The sequence below is a fragment of the Rossellomorea marisflavi genome, assembly GCF_001274775.1.
GTDB lineage: Bacteria > Bacillota > Bacilli > Bacillales > Bacillaceae_B > Rossellomorea > Rossellomorea marisflavi.
Window position 1 is genome coordinate 402289 of sequence record NZ_LGUE01000008.1, and the last position, 17073, is coordinate 419361.

Annotated in this window: 17 protein-coding genes; 6 read left to right on the plus strand and 11 right to left on the minus strand. The window is 48.7% G+C overall.

All coding sequences use genetic code 11. The features are described 5' to 3' along the window. Window positions 1-314: 314 nt before the first annotated feature. The 3 genes from AF331_RS20060 to AF331_RS20070 are packed head-to-tail and all read left to right on the plus strand — an operon-like array spanning window position 315 to window position 4150. The gene (locus AF331_RS20060) at window positions 315-2018 is read left to right on the plus strand and encodes a molecular chaperone HscC (protein WP_053429760.1); all 1704 of its coding nucleotides are present in this window, start codon (window positions 315-317) and stop codon (window positions 2016-2018) included. Continuing rightward, complete coding sequence (locus AF331_RS20065) at window positions 2015-3490, plus strand: J domain-containing protein (RefSeq protein ID WP_053429761.1); 1476 nt, start codon at window positions 2015-2017, stop codon at window positions 3488-3490. Before AF331_RS20060 ends, AF331_RS20065 begins: the two co-directional genes overlap by 4 nt. A 15-nt stretch (window positions 3491-3505) precedes the next feature. Next, complete coding sequence (locus AF331_RS20070) at window positions 3506-4150, plus strand: DUF1266 domain-containing protein (protein WP_053429762.1); 645 nt, start codon at window positions 3506-3508, stop codon at window positions 4148-4150. A gap of 44 nt (window positions 4151-4194) precedes the next feature. Here AF331_RS20070 and AF331_RS20075 read toward each other — a convergent pair whose 3' ends face one another. From AF331_RS20075 to AF331_RS20090, 4 genes are all read right to left on the minus strand, one after another. Continuing rightward, window positions 4195-5550 carry a 6-phospho-alpha-glucosidase gene (locus tag AF331_RS20075; protein ID WP_048004727.1) on the minus strand — a complete coding sequence of 452 codons (1356 nt, stop codon included), beginning with the start codon at window positions 5548-5550 and terminating at the stop codon, window positions 4195-4197. Further along, complete coding sequence (locus AF331_RS20080; protein WP_053429763.1) at window positions 5547-7106, minus strand: PTS transporter subunit EIIC; 1560 nt, start codon at window positions 7104-7106, stop codon at window positions 5547-5549. The genes AF331_RS20075 and AF331_RS20080 overlap by 4 nt, the downstream gene beginning before the upstream one ends. Before the next feature lie 127 nt (window positions 7107-7233). Then, window positions 7234-8028, minus strand: coding sequence for a MurR/RpiR family transcriptional regulator (locus AF331_RS20085; RefSeq protein ID WP_053429930.1), 795 nt, complete (start codon window positions 8026-8028; stop codon window positions 7234-7236). Window positions 8029-8094: 66 nt separating this feature from the next. After that, complete coding sequence (locus tag AF331_RS20090; protein ID WP_053429764.1) at window positions 8095-8526, minus strand: MarR family winged helix-turn-helix transcriptional regulator; 432 nt, start codon at window positions 8524-8526, stop codon at window positions 8095-8097. A 175-nt stretch (window positions 8527-8701) separates the two neighbouring features. Between AF331_RS20090 and AF331_RS20095 the strand changes: the two genes are divergently transcribed. The 3 genes from AF331_RS20095 (at window position 8702) to AF331_RS22650 (ending at window position 10027) form a co-directional block, all read left to right on the plus strand. After that, on the plus strand, window positions 8702-9100 hold the full coding sequence (locus AF331_RS20095) for a CidA/LrgA family holin-like protein (RefSeq protein ID WP_053429765.1): 399 nt from the start codon (window positions 8702-8704) through the stop codon (window positions 9098-9100). Beyond that, entirely contained in the window at window positions 9073-9765 is a 693-nt protein-coding gene (locus AF331_RS20100; RefSeq protein ID WP_048004722.1) for an LrgB family protein, read from the plus strand. Before AF331_RS20095 ends, AF331_RS20100 begins: the two co-directional genes overlap by 28 nt. Window positions 9766-9877: 112 nt before the next feature. Then, the gene (locus AF331_RS22650) at window positions 9878-10027 is read left to right on the plus strand and encodes a hypothetical protein (protein ID WP_160316603.1); all 150 of its coding nucleotides are present in this window, start codon (window positions 9878-9880) and stop codon (window positions 10025-10027) included. A gap of 162 nt (window positions 10028-10189) precedes the next feature. On the opposite strand, the gene AF331_RS20105 is transcribed toward AF331_RS22650, so the two are convergent. From AF331_RS20105 to AF331_RS20135, 7 genes are all read right to left on the minus strand, one after another. After that, window positions 10190-11155, minus strand: a complete 966-nt coding sequence (locus AF331_RS20105) for a class F sortase (protein WP_053429766.1) — start codon at window positions 11153-11155, stop codon at window positions 10190-10192. Window positions 11156-11213: 58 nt separating this feature from the next. Further along, window positions 11214-12545 (minus strand): copper amine oxidase, encoded by a 1332-nt coding sequence (locus AF331_RS20110; RefSeq protein ID WP_048012133.1) that lies wholly within the window; start codon window positions 12543-12545, stop codon window positions 11214-11216. 230 nt (window positions 12546-12775) lie between these two features. Continuing rightward, the gene (locus AF331_RS20115; RefSeq protein ID WP_152915735.1) at window positions 12776-13432 is read right to left on the minus strand and encodes a hypothetical protein; all 657 of its coding nucleotides are present in this window, start codon (window positions 13430-13432) and stop codon (window positions 12776-12778) included. A gap of 70 nt (window positions 13433-13502) precedes the next feature. After that, a complete protein-coding gene (locus AF331_RS20120) occupies window positions 13503-14156 on the minus strand; it encodes a hypothetical protein (protein WP_053429768.1) in 654 nt (217 codons plus the stop codon). Between the two features lie 45 nt (window positions 14157-14201). Continuing rightward, window positions 14202-14849, minus strand: a complete 648-nt coding sequence (locus AF331_RS20125; RefSeq protein ID WP_053429769.1) for a hypothetical protein — start codon at window positions 14847-14849, stop codon at window positions 14202-14204. Window positions 14850-14995: 146 nt separating this feature from the next. Continuing rightward, window positions 14996-15883 (minus strand): EamA family transporter, encoded by an 888-nt coding sequence (locus AF331_RS20130; protein WP_082347074.1) that lies wholly within the window; start codon window positions 15881-15883, stop codon window positions 14996-14998. Between the two features lie 40 nt (window positions 15884-15923). Then, complete coding sequence (locus AF331_RS20135) at window positions 15924-17048, minus strand: 5-methyltetrahydropteroyltriglutamate--homocysteine S-methyltransferase (RefSeq protein WP_053429770.1); 1125 nt, start codon at window positions 17046-17048, stop codon at window positions 15924-15926. Between the last annotated feature and the right edge of the window lie 25 nt (window positions 17049-17073).

The window sequence follows — 17073 nt, forward strand, 5'->3', positions numbered from 1 at the left end:
TATCCCTTTCTCTTTTTATTGTTTTACATTCACTTCATCGCGAAACAGGAACCAGTCTTATTTCTTTGAAAATTCCCAAAACAATGGTTTACACCTGGGTCATTAAGGGTATAAATCCCTGTTATTAATTGTAAAATAATTCTTTTGTCCTAATCGAACAAAGGTCATATGATTCATCCATAACAATTGTTATTCTAGTAAACTATTTAGTGGTATACATGTCCCATCTTTTCCATTTAAGGGGTATGCCAATCCCGACGATCAAAAAATGATCAGTGACCTGCACTGATCTGACTGAAAAAGGAGAGAGAACTATGACGACGATCGGCATTGACTTGGGCACGTCCAATAGTCTGGTATCCTACTGGACCGAGGACGGTCCGGCACTTATTCCAAATGTACTGGGGAGCCATCTGACCCCTTCCATCATCAGTGTGGATGAATCAGGAGAAATTCTTGTTGGTCAAGTGGCGAAGGAAAGACTGATTACCCACCCACAATTGACCGTGGCCGCATTCAAACGCCATATGGGTACGCAAAAGGCTTACAAGCTCGGATCGTACACCCTTTCCCCTGTAGAATTGTCTTCTTTCGTCCTTCAATCGTTGAAGCGGGACGCGGAGAGTCATCTTGGTGAAGATGTTTCCAAAGCCGTCATCAGCGTACCGGCTTATTTTAATGATAAACAAAGAAAAGCAACCAAACAGGCGGCAGAAATGGCCGGAATGCAGGTGGAACGCCTGATCAGTGAACCGACGGCCGCTGCCATCGCCTACGGGTTCCATCAGGAGGAGGAAGATACGAAATTCCTCGTCTTCGACCTTGGGGGAGGGACCTTTGACGTTTCGATCCTCGAGCTGTTCGAAGGGGTCATGGAAGTGAAGTCGGTGGCCGGCGATAACTTCCTCGGCGGAGAGGACTTCACTTCCATCCTCATGAATGCCTTCCTGCAATCGGAAGGTCTCAAGGTGGAAGAACTCGATTCCCAGAAGCTCTCCCTCCTCTTTAAACAGGCGGAGGAATGCAAGAAAGCACTATCAGGGAATGGTCAGTCATGTACCATGACCCTCAAGGCGAACGGACGGGTGCGGGAAATGGAAGTCGATCGGAAGCGATTCGAGAAGCTTTGCCAGCCACTCATGCTGAAGCTCAGAAAACCGATCGAACGGGCGCTTCGCGATGCGGACCTCATGGTGGATGAGATTGACGCCATCATCCTCATCGGTGGAGCCACCAGGATGCCGATCATCAAATCGACCGTGAGCAAGATGTTTGGCAAGCTCCCGTTCCTGACCATCCATCCCGATGAAGCTGTCGCTCTCGGTACGGCCGTGCAAGTAGCCCTGAAAGAGCGGAACGAAGCCGTCCAGGAGCTGATCCTGACAGATGTATGTCCGTTTTCCCTCGGAACGGCGATTTCCAAACAGGTGGGCTACGATCAGTACACCGACGGTCACTTCTTCCCCATCATCGAGCGGAACACCCCGATTCCGGTCAGCCGTGTGGAACGGTTGGCCCCGATCGCGGATCAACAAAAGACGATCACCCTTGAAGTCTATCAAGGGGAAAGCCGCATGGTGGAGAACAACTTGAAGCTCGGCTCCCTGAAAGTCGATATCCCACCCGGTCCTGCCGGAAAGGAAGAAGTGGACGTGCGCTATACGTATGATGTGAACGGCCTCCTCGAGGTGGAGGTAACCATCCTCAGTACCGGGGAGAAGAAGAATATGATCATCGAACAGAGCGATAGCGGCCTGACCGACAAGGAAATGCAGGAACGGATGGAGCAGCTCGCCACCATCAAGATCCACCCCCGTGAGCGGACGGAGAACAGACTCCTGGTCGCCCGTGGAGAACGCCTCTATGAGGAGGCACTCGGGGACAAACGGGGTGTGATCGCAAGAGCCATCGAACAGTTCGAAATGGCCCTTGGAACCCAGGATGATCAACTCATCAAGCGCGCATCTGCTGAATTCAAAGAAGCACTAGACCAATTCGAAAGCTGGAATAATCTATGACACAGTGGGAAATACTCGGCATCGAACCGACGGATGACCTCTCCGTCATAAAGAAAGCCTACTCCAGGCAGTTAAAGAATCATCACCCCGAAGACGATCCTGAAGGGTATCAGAACCTGAGGGAAGCCTATGACAGCATCACCAAGATGTTGAAACAGCAAAAACGAGCGGAAAAGGAAGCAGCCTTCTCGACAGCGGACGATGCAGAAATGGAAGTGGACATCCCGGAAGAAACAATCACAGAAGACGAGGAGTATGTCCCTGCCACCAGTCTCTTCCCCGATCACATCGGCTCCCTTCATGAGCCTTTGAGTGACGTTGCTTTGCTCCTTGATCAGGCCGAGGTCCTGTACGGCGACTTTGAAGCAAGGCTCAATGAGGGGCGCTGGATGGATCTCCTTGATCAAGATGTACTATGGAATATGGAGCTTCAACAGCGGGTGAGCGAAGAAATGCTCCTATTCATCTGGCATCATTGTCTCCTTCCGAAGAGGATCTGGATCCTCCTTGAAAACCAGTTCGGCTGGCAGCAGATGCTGAAGGAAGGAAACCATTCACTTGATGAGGAGGACGCCGAACATTTCTACCGCTTCTATGAGCGGCGCATCGGCTACTTTCCGGCTCTGCGCTATGACTGGACCATCGGTGTGGACATGGATCACGAGTCATTCTTCCATGCCCTTGAGTCTGCTTACGATGAATGGTTCAAAGGAGACTTCGAAGCATCTGAAGCATACGCGAAAACGGCGCTTTCACTCTTTGACCGTCATCCCGATGTCCATAAGCTCCTCGGGCAGCTTCATCTCCACCAAGGACGGGTGAAGCACGCTCTTCCTCACCTCGTGGAAGTAACGAAGCTCGATCCCGATGACCTGGATGCCCAGCTGTCCTCGGCGCGTGCCCTCTACGAAGATGGCGCCTATGAGGAATCCGCCGCCGTCCTTGCTTATCTGATAGAGCTGGAACCTGAAAACACGGACTTCCTGAACCTTTACGGAAAGGTCTTATTCAAGCAGAAAAAGCTTGTGGAAGCCCGCAGGGTATTTAAACAGGTCAAGCACATCGATCCTATTGGAGATTCTGAAGTCCTTGTGTACCTGGCGAACATCCACCGGATCATGAGGAACGATCCCGGAAAATTCGACTCTACGACCAAAGATATCGAAGCGGAATTATATTTGCTTTCCCCGGGTAAGAAATTCGCAGTGTTCTTATGGAGCCAATTCAGATGGGGTATGATCTTTTCTTGTATCTTCTTATTTGTAAGCTGGCATCAGCTCGGAAATTTAGCTGAAGAGATTCATATGAATCGCGTTGGATTTACTTTGGTGACGATCTTCAGCATGGGCTCTGAATACAGACAGCCTACATCCACCATTATCTGGACCATTATCTGGACTGCGATCCTTCTCCTTTCTCTCAGAAAGATTGTAAAGCGGTGGAATCGAGTCAGACGGTCATTGGTGGGTTAGAAAGGAGAGATATCTATGAATAAAGAACAGAAACGATTTGTGAATCTGGTGGCTTCCTTGAACTATACTGGAGATCTTGGTTATTATTCTGTCCTGCATTATAAGCCCCTTGATATAACAAAGGACCGGGCAAAGAAACTCCTGGAATATTGGGGAATCGTGGATGCAGAAACGGCCCATGCCAAACTGAAATGGTTCCTGGAAGAAGGATTGCGCAAGGATTTCGATCGTATGAAGAATACCCTCCTATTCATCTCAGCCCCTGACCGGGAGCAGTGGATCTCCTCCCTCGAGGACGAAAAGACACGGAATCAGTACAAAGTCGTAAACCGGTACCTTCACAAGTTGAGTAGTAAAACCATTGCAGGAACGGACTATGGGTTCTGTACGATGTTCGCTCAAAATGCCTGGGTGGCAGATTATATAACCAGCGAGGACGCATATGAATATGGCTTCCAAGCCGGTAGGAGGGCTCAAAAGGACTTCTCCAAGTGGAGCGATTTCTTGATCTCCCACTCGGCAGGAGCAGAATTCAATAAAGAAAACGAAGAAGCTTCAGTAGCCTTCATGAAGAGTCAGCAAGTCATGCTGACCAGGATCCTGACTGCGCCCAACAGCCCCATAAGAAAGATCAGCTGGAATACGAATCTGGTCTTGTAAGCAAAAAAAAGCGCATGCCCGAGGCATGCGCTTTTTCTATTGAATTAAACCAACACACCTTCAGAGAAGGATTTGTTCAGGGTCGGCCAGTACGCTTGATTCGCTTCGATAAGATCATCGAGGATCTTTTTCGCCACGATGGCTGAAGGAATCGTTTTATTAAGGGTGAAGGCCTGCAGTGCCTTTTCATAGGATCCTTCTGTGATGGCTTCCACCAGGAGCTTTTCAGAGGCAAGCTGCTGGTCGATCATGGCCTTGTGGAAATAAGGGATTTCTCCTACATATTCCGGTACCGGTCCATCACTCGTGATGGAGGCAGGGACTTCGATCATGGCGTCAGCCGGCAGATTCGGGATCGTCCCGTTATTCTCCACCATGACGAGATGGCGTTCTCCCAGGTTTTGTGCAAGGGAGACTGTCACATCCACGATGAAGATGCCGTGAACGCCCACGTGGAACGCGTCTTCAAGGACTCCGGTCTCTTCATACTTCCTGACGGTTTCAAAGAGTGATTTCTCGCGTCCATCCATGACTTCATTGGCACGGGTATATTCCTTATTGGAATTCTCCACGATGTATTCGGGCAGCAGATAATATTGAAGGTATGGATTCGGCAGATAATCCGGGAAGAAGTCCATGATCGGCTTGATGTTCTTGAACGTCTTGATCCAGGACGCATCCGCATGTCGATAGTCGATCTTCGATACGTCCTCTGTCAGGAGGCCATGCTCACTCACATGCTTCCGAAGCTCAGGAAGGCGGTCGACGCCGTCCACTTCCACCCTGGTGAACCAGCCGAAGTGATTCAACCCGAAGTAGTCCACTTTCAGTTCATCACGCTCAACCCCGAGGATCGCACTCATATTCCTCATGGTGGCGACCGGCATATCACAGATATTGAGGACGCGTGCATCAGGACGCAGCTTCCTTACCCCTTCAGCGACAATCGAAGCTGGATTCGAGTAGTTCACGATCCAACAGTCCTTTTTGGCATACTGTTCAACAAAATCAATCAGCTCTACCATCGGGAAGATCGTCCGCAGACCGTAAGCCAGTCCACCCGGTCCGCATGTTTCTTGTCCTACCACGTCATGGGAGAGGGGGATCTTTTCATCTAATTCCCTCATGGCATATTTCCCGACCCGCATTTGGGCGAAAACGAAGTCCACGTCCGTGAAGGCCGTCTCTGGATCAGTCGTATCAAGGACTTTGATGGAATCGGAGTATTCACGGATCACGGCTGTTGCTGCCACGACGACCTTCGATTGTCGCTCGCCATCAATATCGTAAAATCTGATTTCCTCAAGTGGAAGGTCCTCCAGACGATCCATCAGACTCCTTACAATCCCTGGCGTATATGTGCTTCCTCCACCTGCAATTGCTAGTTTATATGTTTTCATAGCTGCATTCCTCCTAGATTTTGATCGACTTGATCCCGTACGGATTTCACGTTCAGACCATAGACTACCTGTACGTTGTTACCTGACTTGATGACTCCTTTAGAGCCCGTTTCTTTTAGCTTCTGCTCATCGACCGCTCCCGGATCCTTCACGACAAGGCGAAGGCGGGTATAACAGTTGTCGACGTTTTCAATGTTTTCACTGCCTCCAAGGGCGGCAACGATCGTTTCCCCAAGGGGTGCTGCGGTTCCAGGGGAAGCAGCACTCTTCTCCTCTACCGGAGCCTCTGCCTCTGCCTCTTCTTCGCGACCCGGTGTCTTCAGATTAAGCTTCAGAATCAAGAAGCGGAAGACGACGAAGTACACGGCAAACATGAGCAATCCGACAAGGATGAACATCGGCCAGTTCGACTTGGTCGTACCGAGCGGTAGATTGTAGAGCAGGAAGTCGATGATGCCATTTGCCCCGATGGCATGGACCCCAAATACATTCAGGAGCATCATTCCCGCTCCTGTCAGGACGGCATGGACGACGAACAGGATCGGTGCCGTGAATAAGAAGGCGAACTCAAGCGGCTCTGTCACCCCGAGAAGGAAGGACGTGACGGCTGCAGGAAGCAGGATGGCCTTGGCCATTTTCTTTTTATCCTTGTTCGCCGTTACATACATGGCAAGGGCTGCACCCATGAGACCGAACATTTTTGCAAGTCCCCTGGCATCCCAGTTCACCGTGCTGCTCAGCACCTTCGTGCCGGCATCGGCCATTTCTGCAAAGTAGATGTTCCGTGCCCCGTAGACGACTTCTCCTGCCACTGTCGACGTTCCGCCTAGCTCCGTGTAAAGGAATGGCGTATAGACCAAGTGGTGGAGACCCGTCGGGATGAGGATCCGCTCTAGGAATCCATAAATCAGGAAACCGACGTCCCCAAGGCTCTTGATCCCTCCGGCCAAAGCCGTAATCCCGTTTTGGACAAATGGCCAAAATTCAGCGGCCAGGAAGCCGAGGATCATAGCGCTCGGTATCGCCAGGATGGCGACGAAGCGATGTCCGGAGTAGATGGAGAGCACACCCTTGAATTCCGTGTCACAGTATTTGTTGTGAAGGATTCCTACAAGGGCCCCGATCAGGATACCTGCGAACACGCCCATTTCAAGTACTTGTACATTCAGGACCATGGCCTGTCCTGCAAGCTGCATCTCTTCAGCAGGGACAAGATTGCCTGAGATCTTCAATACCTGGTGCATGGCGTTGATGAAGATCACGAAGGTGACAAGCCCTGTTAGAGCGGCATATCCCTTATCTTTTCGGGCAAGACCGATGGGGATCCCGACGGCGAAGATCAGCGCCAGATTCTGAAGGATCGATACGGCTGAGGACGAGATGAATGTCCCGAAGTTTTGTATATAGGGATGTGCGAGGAACGGGACGTACTCCGCAAGATTCCCATTCCCGAACACATTTCCGAAAGCAATGAACAAACCGATGATCGGTAGGATCAAGATCGGTGCAAATAATGATTTTCCGAATGTTTGAAGACCATTGACGACTCTTTTCATATGCAGCCTTCCTTTCCTAATAAGTAAACGCTATCATTTACATCCAAAGTATAGCGCGGATAACCGGCTCATGTAAGGGATTACAGGGAATCTGTACAGTGTGAACAAAAGATGTAACATGTTACATCTAATATTCTTCGATGATTCCCTGCTCTATGGCTAGGCTCAGGAGGATGTCGATCAGCATGAACATATTGGATTCATAAGAGGTTACCTGGAATTCCTGCTGCGACTCGATTGTGGGATCGAAGACGGGGAAGACGATATCGGCAAGGGAAGCCGTGGTGCTTTGACGATTCCCCGTGAAGAGGACGGTCTTAAGGCCTTTGTCCTTGGCAATCTGCACCTTTTCAATGACCTTCGCCGTCTCACCGGATCGTGAAAAGATGATCAAGAGGTTGTAGCGCTGGATGTTATTGAAGAAAATCGCCCGGCTGTCACTGGTGGACGTGTTGGACACATAGTAACCATAAAGCTCAAGCTTCTTTGCCAGGTAATTGGAGAACAGAGTGGAGAAACCGGCTCCATAGAAGTAGATGAGGTTGTGCTGCTTCAGTTCATCGAGGAATTGTTTGATGCTGTCTTCCCCGATGGAATCAAGGGTCCAACGGGCATTGGAAAGAAACTCTTCCTTTTTCCTGACGAGGGGAACGTGAAGGCTGGTGGCAGGACCTGGATCCTGCATATTTTTCACCTTCAATCCCAAGTTGAAGATGAATTCGCTATAACCGCTGAATCCGAGCTTCTTACACAGGCGGATGATGGAGGTGGTGGAGACGAACAGCTGATCCGCCGCCCTGCGGATGCTGAGCTGTTCTCCTTTATCATGTGATTCGATGAGGAAGGAGAGGATTTCTTCTTCCGAGGGGTTCAAATCGTGATCACTTGCATAATCCAAAAACAATTTCTCTGTTTTTTTCATGTTCACTCGTACCTTTCTGTGATGGCAGACCTATATTCAGTACCCCTATTTTCTCACGTTTAGGCCTCAATCAACAAATCCCCTGTTCAACCTGGTAAGGAATTCACCGAAGAGCCCCCGTTCCTCTTCACTCCATCCGTCCATCCATTCATTGTAGCGTTCCAGCCTCAATCGCTTATCTGCTTCAAGCTTCTCTTTGCCGAGCTCTGTGATCTTGAACATCCTGACGCGCCCGTCACCTGGATCGGCGAAGCGTTCGATGAGTCCTTTCGTCTCCAACCCGCCTGCCTGTCGGGATAATGTCGAAATATCAAGCTTGAAGGAATCGGCGAGATCTTTGACCCGTGAAGGTCCGAATTCATCGAGCTGCCGAAGGAGTAGATAGGAAGCACGCTCCAGAAATCCAATCTTCCGTTCAGACTGATCAAGGTAGACGGCTCTTCGGATAAAGGTCGTCAATTCATATTCAACACGCTCAAGAGGATTTAATTCATCCATATTTTTTCGCTCCTTTTCGGTATGAAACCTGACAGATTCGTTGACAAATGACCAAATGCTTGTATAATACAAATATATTAATTGTATCGTACAAGCAATTCGCTGATTTGTAAAGCGTTTTCTTACCGAAAACTTACGTGAAAGAAGGGTTCAAAGCTGTTTTAACAGCGACGTTATGAAAGTACTCCGCATTATTTTACAAGTCGGAATTTTATATGTGTTTTCCTTTGCAGGAGGTTGGATTCAACAGGCATTGGATCTTCCGATTGCAGGGAGCATCGTCGGTCTGCTCCTTCTCCTTCTGTGCCTTGCAATCAAAGTCGTCCCGGTTGTGGTCGTGGAAGACGGAGCGAGCTTTCTCCTGTCCATCCTTCCACTATTATTCATCCCTGCCATGGCGGGCGTCATGAACTACCCAGGCCTTGTATCACCCACCGGGGCGGCTTTATTCTTGATTGTCATCGTCAGTACCGTCGTGACCATCGCTGTAGCGGGACATGCGAGCCAGCTCCTTGAGAAAAGATCAAAACGGAAGGAGGAAAAACGATGCAGCAATTCCTGCTCACAATCGTAAGCATTGCGGCAACCGTGGGGATCTACATCGTCATGGCGGGAATCTATAAACGCTTCTCCCTTCCCGTCCTGATCCCCGTTTTGACCTCCACGATCATGGTGGTCGGTCTCCTTGTCGGCTTCCATATTCCTTATGAAGACTACATGGTCGGTGGACAGTGGATTCATTCCCTTCTCGGCCCGGGAGTCGTGGCCCTCGCCTACCCTCTCTATAAGCAGAGGGACGTCATCCTGAAGTACAGCCTGACCATCATCGGAGGAGTCTTGGCAGGCCTTCTCACTGGCATGATGAGTGGATTCCTGTTCGCACGGATCCTTGGGATGGATCATGATTTGATCCTCTCCATCATCCCTAAATCGATCACGACGCCTGTAGCGATTCAGATCGCATCCGGAATCGGCGGCGTACCGGCCATGACCGTCGTCTTCGTCATGGTGGCCGGATTCTCAGGCGTCATCCTCGGACCGATGATCCTCAAATGGGTACGGATCCGGAGCAAAATGGGACAGGGGATCGCCCTCGGAAGTGCATCGCATGCACTTGGTACCTCAAAGGCCATGGAATACGGTGAGCTTTCCGTCTCCATGAGTTCTGTCTCCATGACCCTGAGCGCCCTCCTCGGCTCCGTCATCGGACCGCTTGTAGTATGGCTGTTCCAGATTTGAGGCTGACAAAGCTGAGAGCATGACCTGTTCATGATACCCCTTGTAGATGTGGTGGTGTGCGTGCACACTCAACCTTTCTATATAAGGGGTTTTTGCATTTTTTAAATGAAGGATGAATGAATACAAAGTCCGTTCCTTTTCGCTGCAGGCGCTTGCTTTCCGCGGGGAGGAAGTCGAGCTTCCTCGGCTGCGCCTGCGGGATCTCGACCTTTCCTCCTTTCCCGCAGGAGTCAAGCGCCTTCCGCTCCAATCCACTCAGTAATTCTGATCGTTGTAGCGAATCACCTCATATATGCCCCGTATTAAAAGGATTGAATCCTTTAGCTGCACATAACCTACTTCCTAAAAACAATAAAACGGCCGATTACTAGAGTGGTTCTCAAGTAATCGGCCGTTTTTTCTTATTGTCTTCTATTTCTATGCGTTATTCCCCAGGCACCTTTTCAGATGGCTTGGATTCGTTTTCCTGGATGTTGACGGTGGTGACGTAATAAGAGTCACCCTCTTCATGATTCTCATCGAAGAAGCTTTTCCGTTCATGGGCAGAAATGCTGGCTACGTGGGTGTACTCTTCTTCGGAAGCAGATTTTTTATAGACGCGGTAGCCGATGACATCGTCTGCACGGACGGCGTGCCAGTTGATCACATTGGATTCTTGGGTGACGTCGGTCGGTGGCTCAGGTGTTTTTTCCTCCTGCTTCTGCTTTTCACTGATCAGCTCGGTGTACACGACCAACCGATCTGGATACTCATGCTTATCGTGATCGAACGTACCGGTACAGGTGATGACATTGAGCTTCCGTTTATCCGATGGACCGAAGATCTTTTCGATCGGTGCGTCATTGTAAGGATAGCTCTCTTTTGATTTTACTTTGAACGTGCGCTCATTGCCGTTCTCATCGGTGAGGGTGATCGTTTCCCCGACCTCGATGTTCTTCAGGTAAAAGAAGATGGCGGGACCTTTTTTGCTGTCGACATGCCCTGCCACGACGGAACTTCCTTTCCCGCCCGGCTTTGGACCGCGGTCATACCATCCGGTCACTTCCGTAGACTCCGGAACATCCATTTCACCGGATTCCTTCAGTCCGACAGGGATCACCTTTGTATCGATATCCATACTCGGAATTTGGATCCTTACGGGGGTAATTCCCTCTTCTTGAACCTTTAATTGTTCTTCCAGCTCGGCTTTCTTCTTCTGTAAAGAGTCAAGAAGAACAAATTCTTCCCCTTTGTGGCCAATCGGTCTCGTCTTTTGCTTTGTCTCTTTCTCAGCTTTCACCTGCTTTTTCTCTGACGACTGCTGAGGTGTGGTATTTTCCTGGGCGAACACCTGGAAGCTTATGATGCTGAGGAGCATGACAGTCAATACGATCAATAGTCTCTTTTTCATCTTCTCACCTCTAGTAGGAAAAAGAGAAGAGCGGTAAAGCCCTTCTCTCTTCATTTAATTATTGTTGGTTTGATACTTTTTTGCGGATAAGGAATACTCCAGCTGCTAGTAGAGCAGTGATTCCTGCTGTCCAAGCCATGATTGGTGCATTGGAGTCTTGTGCAGCTCCACCCATACCTGTGTTAGGCATAGCAGATGGCATATCGGAACCTGCGAACATATCAGGGTTTTGTTTCACGATGGCATCTCCAAGCGCTTTACCAACTCCGAACATGTACGCATATCCTTCACGGAAGTCTGCAGTGCTTGCATCGTAGTCTTCAGCCAAGTAGTCATCGAATGCTTTCAATACTTGCTCTTCGTGGCCTTTTACTGCTGCGATGGCATCTTCAGCAGGTAGATTTCCTTCTGTTGCTGTTCCTAGGAAGTTACCGAAGTCTTCAGAGAACATGCTCAAGCTTTCGCGTGCTGCTTCTTCTTTTTCTTTATCATCAGCCAATACAGCGGCTACTAGATCAGATTGGGCATTGATGTGCTCGCCAGTCCAGATCTTTTCGAATTGTGCTGCACCTTCATCTCCGTAGATGGAAGCAATGGCTGCTTTGAAGTCTTTTGTGTGCTCATCTTCAGCCCAGTTGGCGAAGTCATAGTCAGCTGCTCCGTCAACGCCTTTTTGCATACCCATTGTTGCAAGGGCAAAGTGCTCTGCTGCCAGGTTGTTCAATGTAGAACGAAGATCAGCTGCTGCAGAATCGGCTTTTGATCCTTCAAATTTATCAGGCATCTGAGTCACGATCGCTGTTGAAAGAGCTTTACTGATATCGAACATGCGGTCATATCCTTCGCGGAATGAAGAGAAGTAGCCTTTGTAGTCTTCTTCTACGTATGCATCGAATGCGTTAAGGACATCTTCTTCATGTGCCTTCAGTACTTCAGCTGCTGCATCTTTCGGAAGATTTTCTTCCGTTGCTGTGCTGAGGAAAGTCGAGAACTCTTCTACGAATTCATCCACTTCTTTTTCAGCGGCCATTCTCGCATCTTCATCACCAGATTGAGCGGCTTTTACGAAGTCTTCTGAGTAAGCATTATGTCCGCGGAAGATTCGTTCGAATTCCTTCGCTCCTTCTTCACCGTAGATGGATTCGATCGCCGGCGTCATATCCTTGGCGTTGTCATCCAGTGCCTTCATGGCTTGTTTTTCGTCCGGTGCGTCATTATAATCTTTTACCATTGCGTCAACCGCTAGCACAAAGTGCTCTGATAGAAGCTGATCAAGAGTGGATCGCAAGTCTGATGCCGGAGTGACGGCTGTCGGTTGCTCTGCTGCGAAACTTGCTGTCGGTGCGGCCAATAGGGATAGCCCCAGTACAGGTGCTGCGATTTTTTTCATTAGCTTTGATTTTTTCAATGTATTCCTCTCCTTTTATCCTGGTTTTTTATATTTACACTAAGATAACGAGAGGGTTTTCTATTTGGATCACTTTTTTTAAAAAAACTTTTTAAAACTTTTTATTTTTTTATTTTCGTGTTCGAAAGACGTTAAAAATACTCATTGTGTGAGCCTGACTGTGGCTAGGACCATACCATTGATGTAGACCCTTGGAAACCCGAGTCTATTATTCATTCCTTGAATTTTATGCTTTCGGCCATTCTAAGCATGAATTCCTTTTCAGATTGCAGACTTACTTTCTCACACGAAGACTTTTCAGGACAAACCGTGAGCGAATGAATTTTAAGAGTCTCACTCGTATCGGAGTTTTTAATCATGCAAACCACTAAACTCGGTCCATACTTCGCGGGATCACGCATGATCAACTTCGCATTTTCATCGAAATCATTATGTACATACCCAATATATATTTCATAACCACTTGAGTCGTTCGTGTTGAACGTTTCATACTTTCCTTCAAAGCTGTACCGTTCAAAAAAGGCTTCAACAATACTATCGCTGTCGGAGTATAAAATTTTGATAGAGCGCTGCAGTGCCTTTTCCTTATTTTCTTCAGGCGACATATTCCACGATTCAAATCCTTTTTTTTCTTGGAACGTCAACCCTTCAATTGCATATTCTTCAGGAAACAACATGGAATATCCATTCTTCTTCGATGAATAGAGATAAAAGCCGTCGTCCGTCCGGGATTCCTTGTCCAGATGACTTGCTGTCAATGAATCTTTCATTGCCGCCGGACGATCCGCGAGTTTCATAAAGACCCACCCTCCCGCTGCCATAATAATAAGAAAGGACGCAAAACCAATAAAAACATATCGTTTCCTCATGTACACACCTCTCATGGATCTACAGTGGTATCTCATACTCCAGTGAAATGAATACCTATCATTTCACTACTTAATTTTGGAATTCTACACTCTTTGCCATCCTTATTACAAATTCCTTTTCAGATTGCAGACTTACTTTCTTACACGAAGACTTTTTAGGACAAACCGTTGAAGAATGAATTTTCATTGTTTCGCCTGTATCGGGATCCTTAATCAGGCAAATAACTAAACTTGGTCCATACTCCGCGGGATCACGTTTGATCAATTTCGCATGTTCGTCGAAATCATTGTGTACATAACCGATATATATTTCATACCCACTTGAGTCGTTCGGGCTAAGCGTTTCAAACTCTCCTTCATAGCTGTATCGTTCAAAGAAGGCTTCGGGGATACTATCGTTATGGTTGTATGAAATTTTCATGGACCGTATCAGGCCTTCTGCATCATTATCTTTAGATATCATCCTCCAAGATTCAAATCGGCTTCTTTCTTGGAAGGTTCCCCTATCAATGACATAGGTTTCGGGATATAACATCGAGTATCCATTCTTCTCAGAGGTGTAGGCAAAAAAACCATCACCTGTCCTCGACTCCTTGTCTAGACGACCCACCGTAAACGAATCTTTCAACGCTGCCGGACGATCGGCGAGTTTCATGAAAAACACCGCTGTTGCTGCCACAGATAGAAGGAGTGCAAACCCGACAACGACATGCTTTCTTCTCATATCTTCACCTCTCTACAAGAACAGGAATCTCGCATTCTTCTACTCTTATTTAAATTGAACACTCTCAGCCAGCCTCATGACGAAGTTGCGTTCCTCTTCCAACCGAACCTTTTCGCATGTTTTGTTTTTAGGGCATCTTACAGAAGAAATAATCCTAAGATTCTCACCGGTATCTGGATTCTCAACCATTGCAAGGACCAGACTTGGACCATATTTCGCTGGATCACGCTTTGTCATCTTTGCATCTTTATCGAAGGAATTATAAACGGCCCCGATATGGATGACTGTTTGAGCATCCTCCTTCTTATTGATCGTTTCATAATCTCCTTGGTAGCTATATTTCTTAAAAAATGCTTCAGGACTTCTATCATAGGAGTAGATGTACTTTATCGAACGTAATAGCGTTTCATCCTCTTCACTTAAAGGATAGATATGCCATGATTCAAATTTCTTTTTTTCCTCATGAGACTCCCGGTCAATAGAATAGTCTTCAGGAAACAACATGGAATATCCATTCTTCTTCGATGTATAGAGATAAAAGCCGTCGTCCCTCCGGGATTCCGTGTCCAGATGACTCGCCGTCAAAGAATCCTTCAAAGCCAAGGGACGGCCGGCCATTTTCATGAGTATCCACCCTCCAGCTGCAATCAACACCAGAATCACCATACCAATAACAAAATGTCTTTTTTTCATATAAACACCTCTCATATATACGTGCAGCCTATAGAGCAGGGGGCAAATAACTTCTACAAGTTACATATATCCCCAAAAATACCACCCTAAAACATTTTTACTTTGTGATTCCCTCGTTTATCCATTCCCACACAAAAAAGACCAGCCTAAGCTGATCTCACTTGTCCTTTATCTAGTTCCGATTTCCCTCTCTGTCCCCACACTAATAGCACAATCCCCAGAAGGAGAAGACCGACGCCCAACCATGACAGAGCATCAAGGGATTCGCCAATCAGGAAGACTCCAAGCATGGTGGCTGTGAGAGGTTCGGCGAGGGAGAGCGTCACGGCGGTTGAGGCAGGCACCTTCACCAGTCCACGTGCAAAGAGAAGATAGGCAAGTCCTGTTGCCACGACCCCGAGATGCAGGGCAACCCCGGCTCCCCTTGCCTCCATAAGCCACGATAGATCATAGAGGAAGAGGAAGGGCGTGAGGAAGAATGCACCCAGCATGAACACGACAGCGACCACTGGAAGTGTTTCCCTTCTATTAACAAGGGTTCCGCTGATCATGGTGTACCCGGCAAATGAAGCCCCCGCCCCCAGTGCGAGGAGGATGCCGCGCGGGTCGGCAACGACCGACCCTCTATTCGTGAACAGAAGGATGCAGCCTGCGATGGCCAGGGCGGTGGAGGCCCACCAGGAGGCTTGGGGGACCTTCCTTTTTATCCCCCATTCAAGGAGTCCTGCTATGACAGGGGCGCTTCCGATGGCGATCACGGTCCCAATCGCAATCCCCGTCATGCTGACTGCCGAGAAAAAGAAAGGCTGATAGAGTGCCATACAAAGAGCGGCAGCCACGGTTCCTTTTAAGGGCCACCCTCTCCAATGTATTTTTCCCAAGGATAATAGAAGGAGGAATAAGCCTCCTATGGCCAGGCGCACCGCTCCGATGGCAATAGGATGGACGCCTTCAGGAGCCAATGCCTGCACCGTCCCCGTTGTTCCCCACAGCATGGCGGCCAGGAGGATAAACAGAGCATACTGTATCCGCAATGAAACCCTCTCCTAATTGATTACTGGCTGAATGGGAACCTTATTCCCACACCCGATCGGCAATGGCGATCACGTGTTGCAGCTTCTTCCATTGTTCTGCTTCCGTCAACAGATTTCCTTCTTCGGTTGAAGCGAATCCACATTGGGGGCTGAGACAGAGCTGGTTGATGTCCACATAGCGTGCAGCTTCCTGTATCCGTGCCTCGATGTCTTCCGTCGCCTCGAGATCTCCATGCTTGGACGTCACAAGACCGAGGACGATCTGGAGATTCGGATTCGTCACATAGCGTAGCGGTTCGAAGCCTCCGGAACGCTCATCATCGAACTCCAGGAATAGCCCGTCGAGGTCGAGCCCGCCGAAAATGGTTTCGGCAGCCGCTTCATATCCGCCCTCAGCTGCCCATGTCGATTTGAAATTCCCCCTGCAAATATGCATGGTCACGACAAGGTCCTCTGGGCGATCCTTCACAGCCTCATTGATGGTACGTGCGAAGGATTCCCTGAGTTCGTCTGGTTCACGGCCGAATGCCTTGATCTGCTCATGTCCCTGTTCGGAGAAGAACACCGACCATGCCGTATCATCGAGCTGCAGATAGCGGCAGCCTGCATCGTAGAAAGCACGGATCGCCTTTTTGTAGGCTTCGGCCACATCGTGATGGAAAGCATCCAGATTATCACCGTATATGTCCGTTTCAATTTTCCCCCTGAAGAAAAGCATATTTGGACTCGGAATCGTCATCTTGGCAGTGTGATCGCCTGCAATGCCATGAAGGAATTCATAGTCTTTCAGCATCGGATGATCCGTGAAGTCCACTTTTCCTGTCACTTTGATGCCACGTGCCTTGGTCGTCGTGTTATGGAACTTGATCCCCTGGCCCGATTCATATCCTTCGACGCCATCCAGACCTTCAAGGAAGTCGAAGTGCCACCACGCCCTCCTGAATTCACCATCGGTCACGACTTGGAGGCCGATTTCCTTTTGCTTGTCGACGATGCGGATGATTTCTTCATCCTCGATTCGTCGGAGTTCAGCTGCGGATAGTTCTCCATTCCCGCTCCGTTCGCGTGCTTCCTTGATCCGCTCCGACCTCAGCAGGCTACCCACCTGATCTGCCCGGAACGGGGCTTTTATCGCTTTCTTACCTTTTGTCTGTACGTGTGTCATCTGAATCCTCTCCCTTTTTTCATAT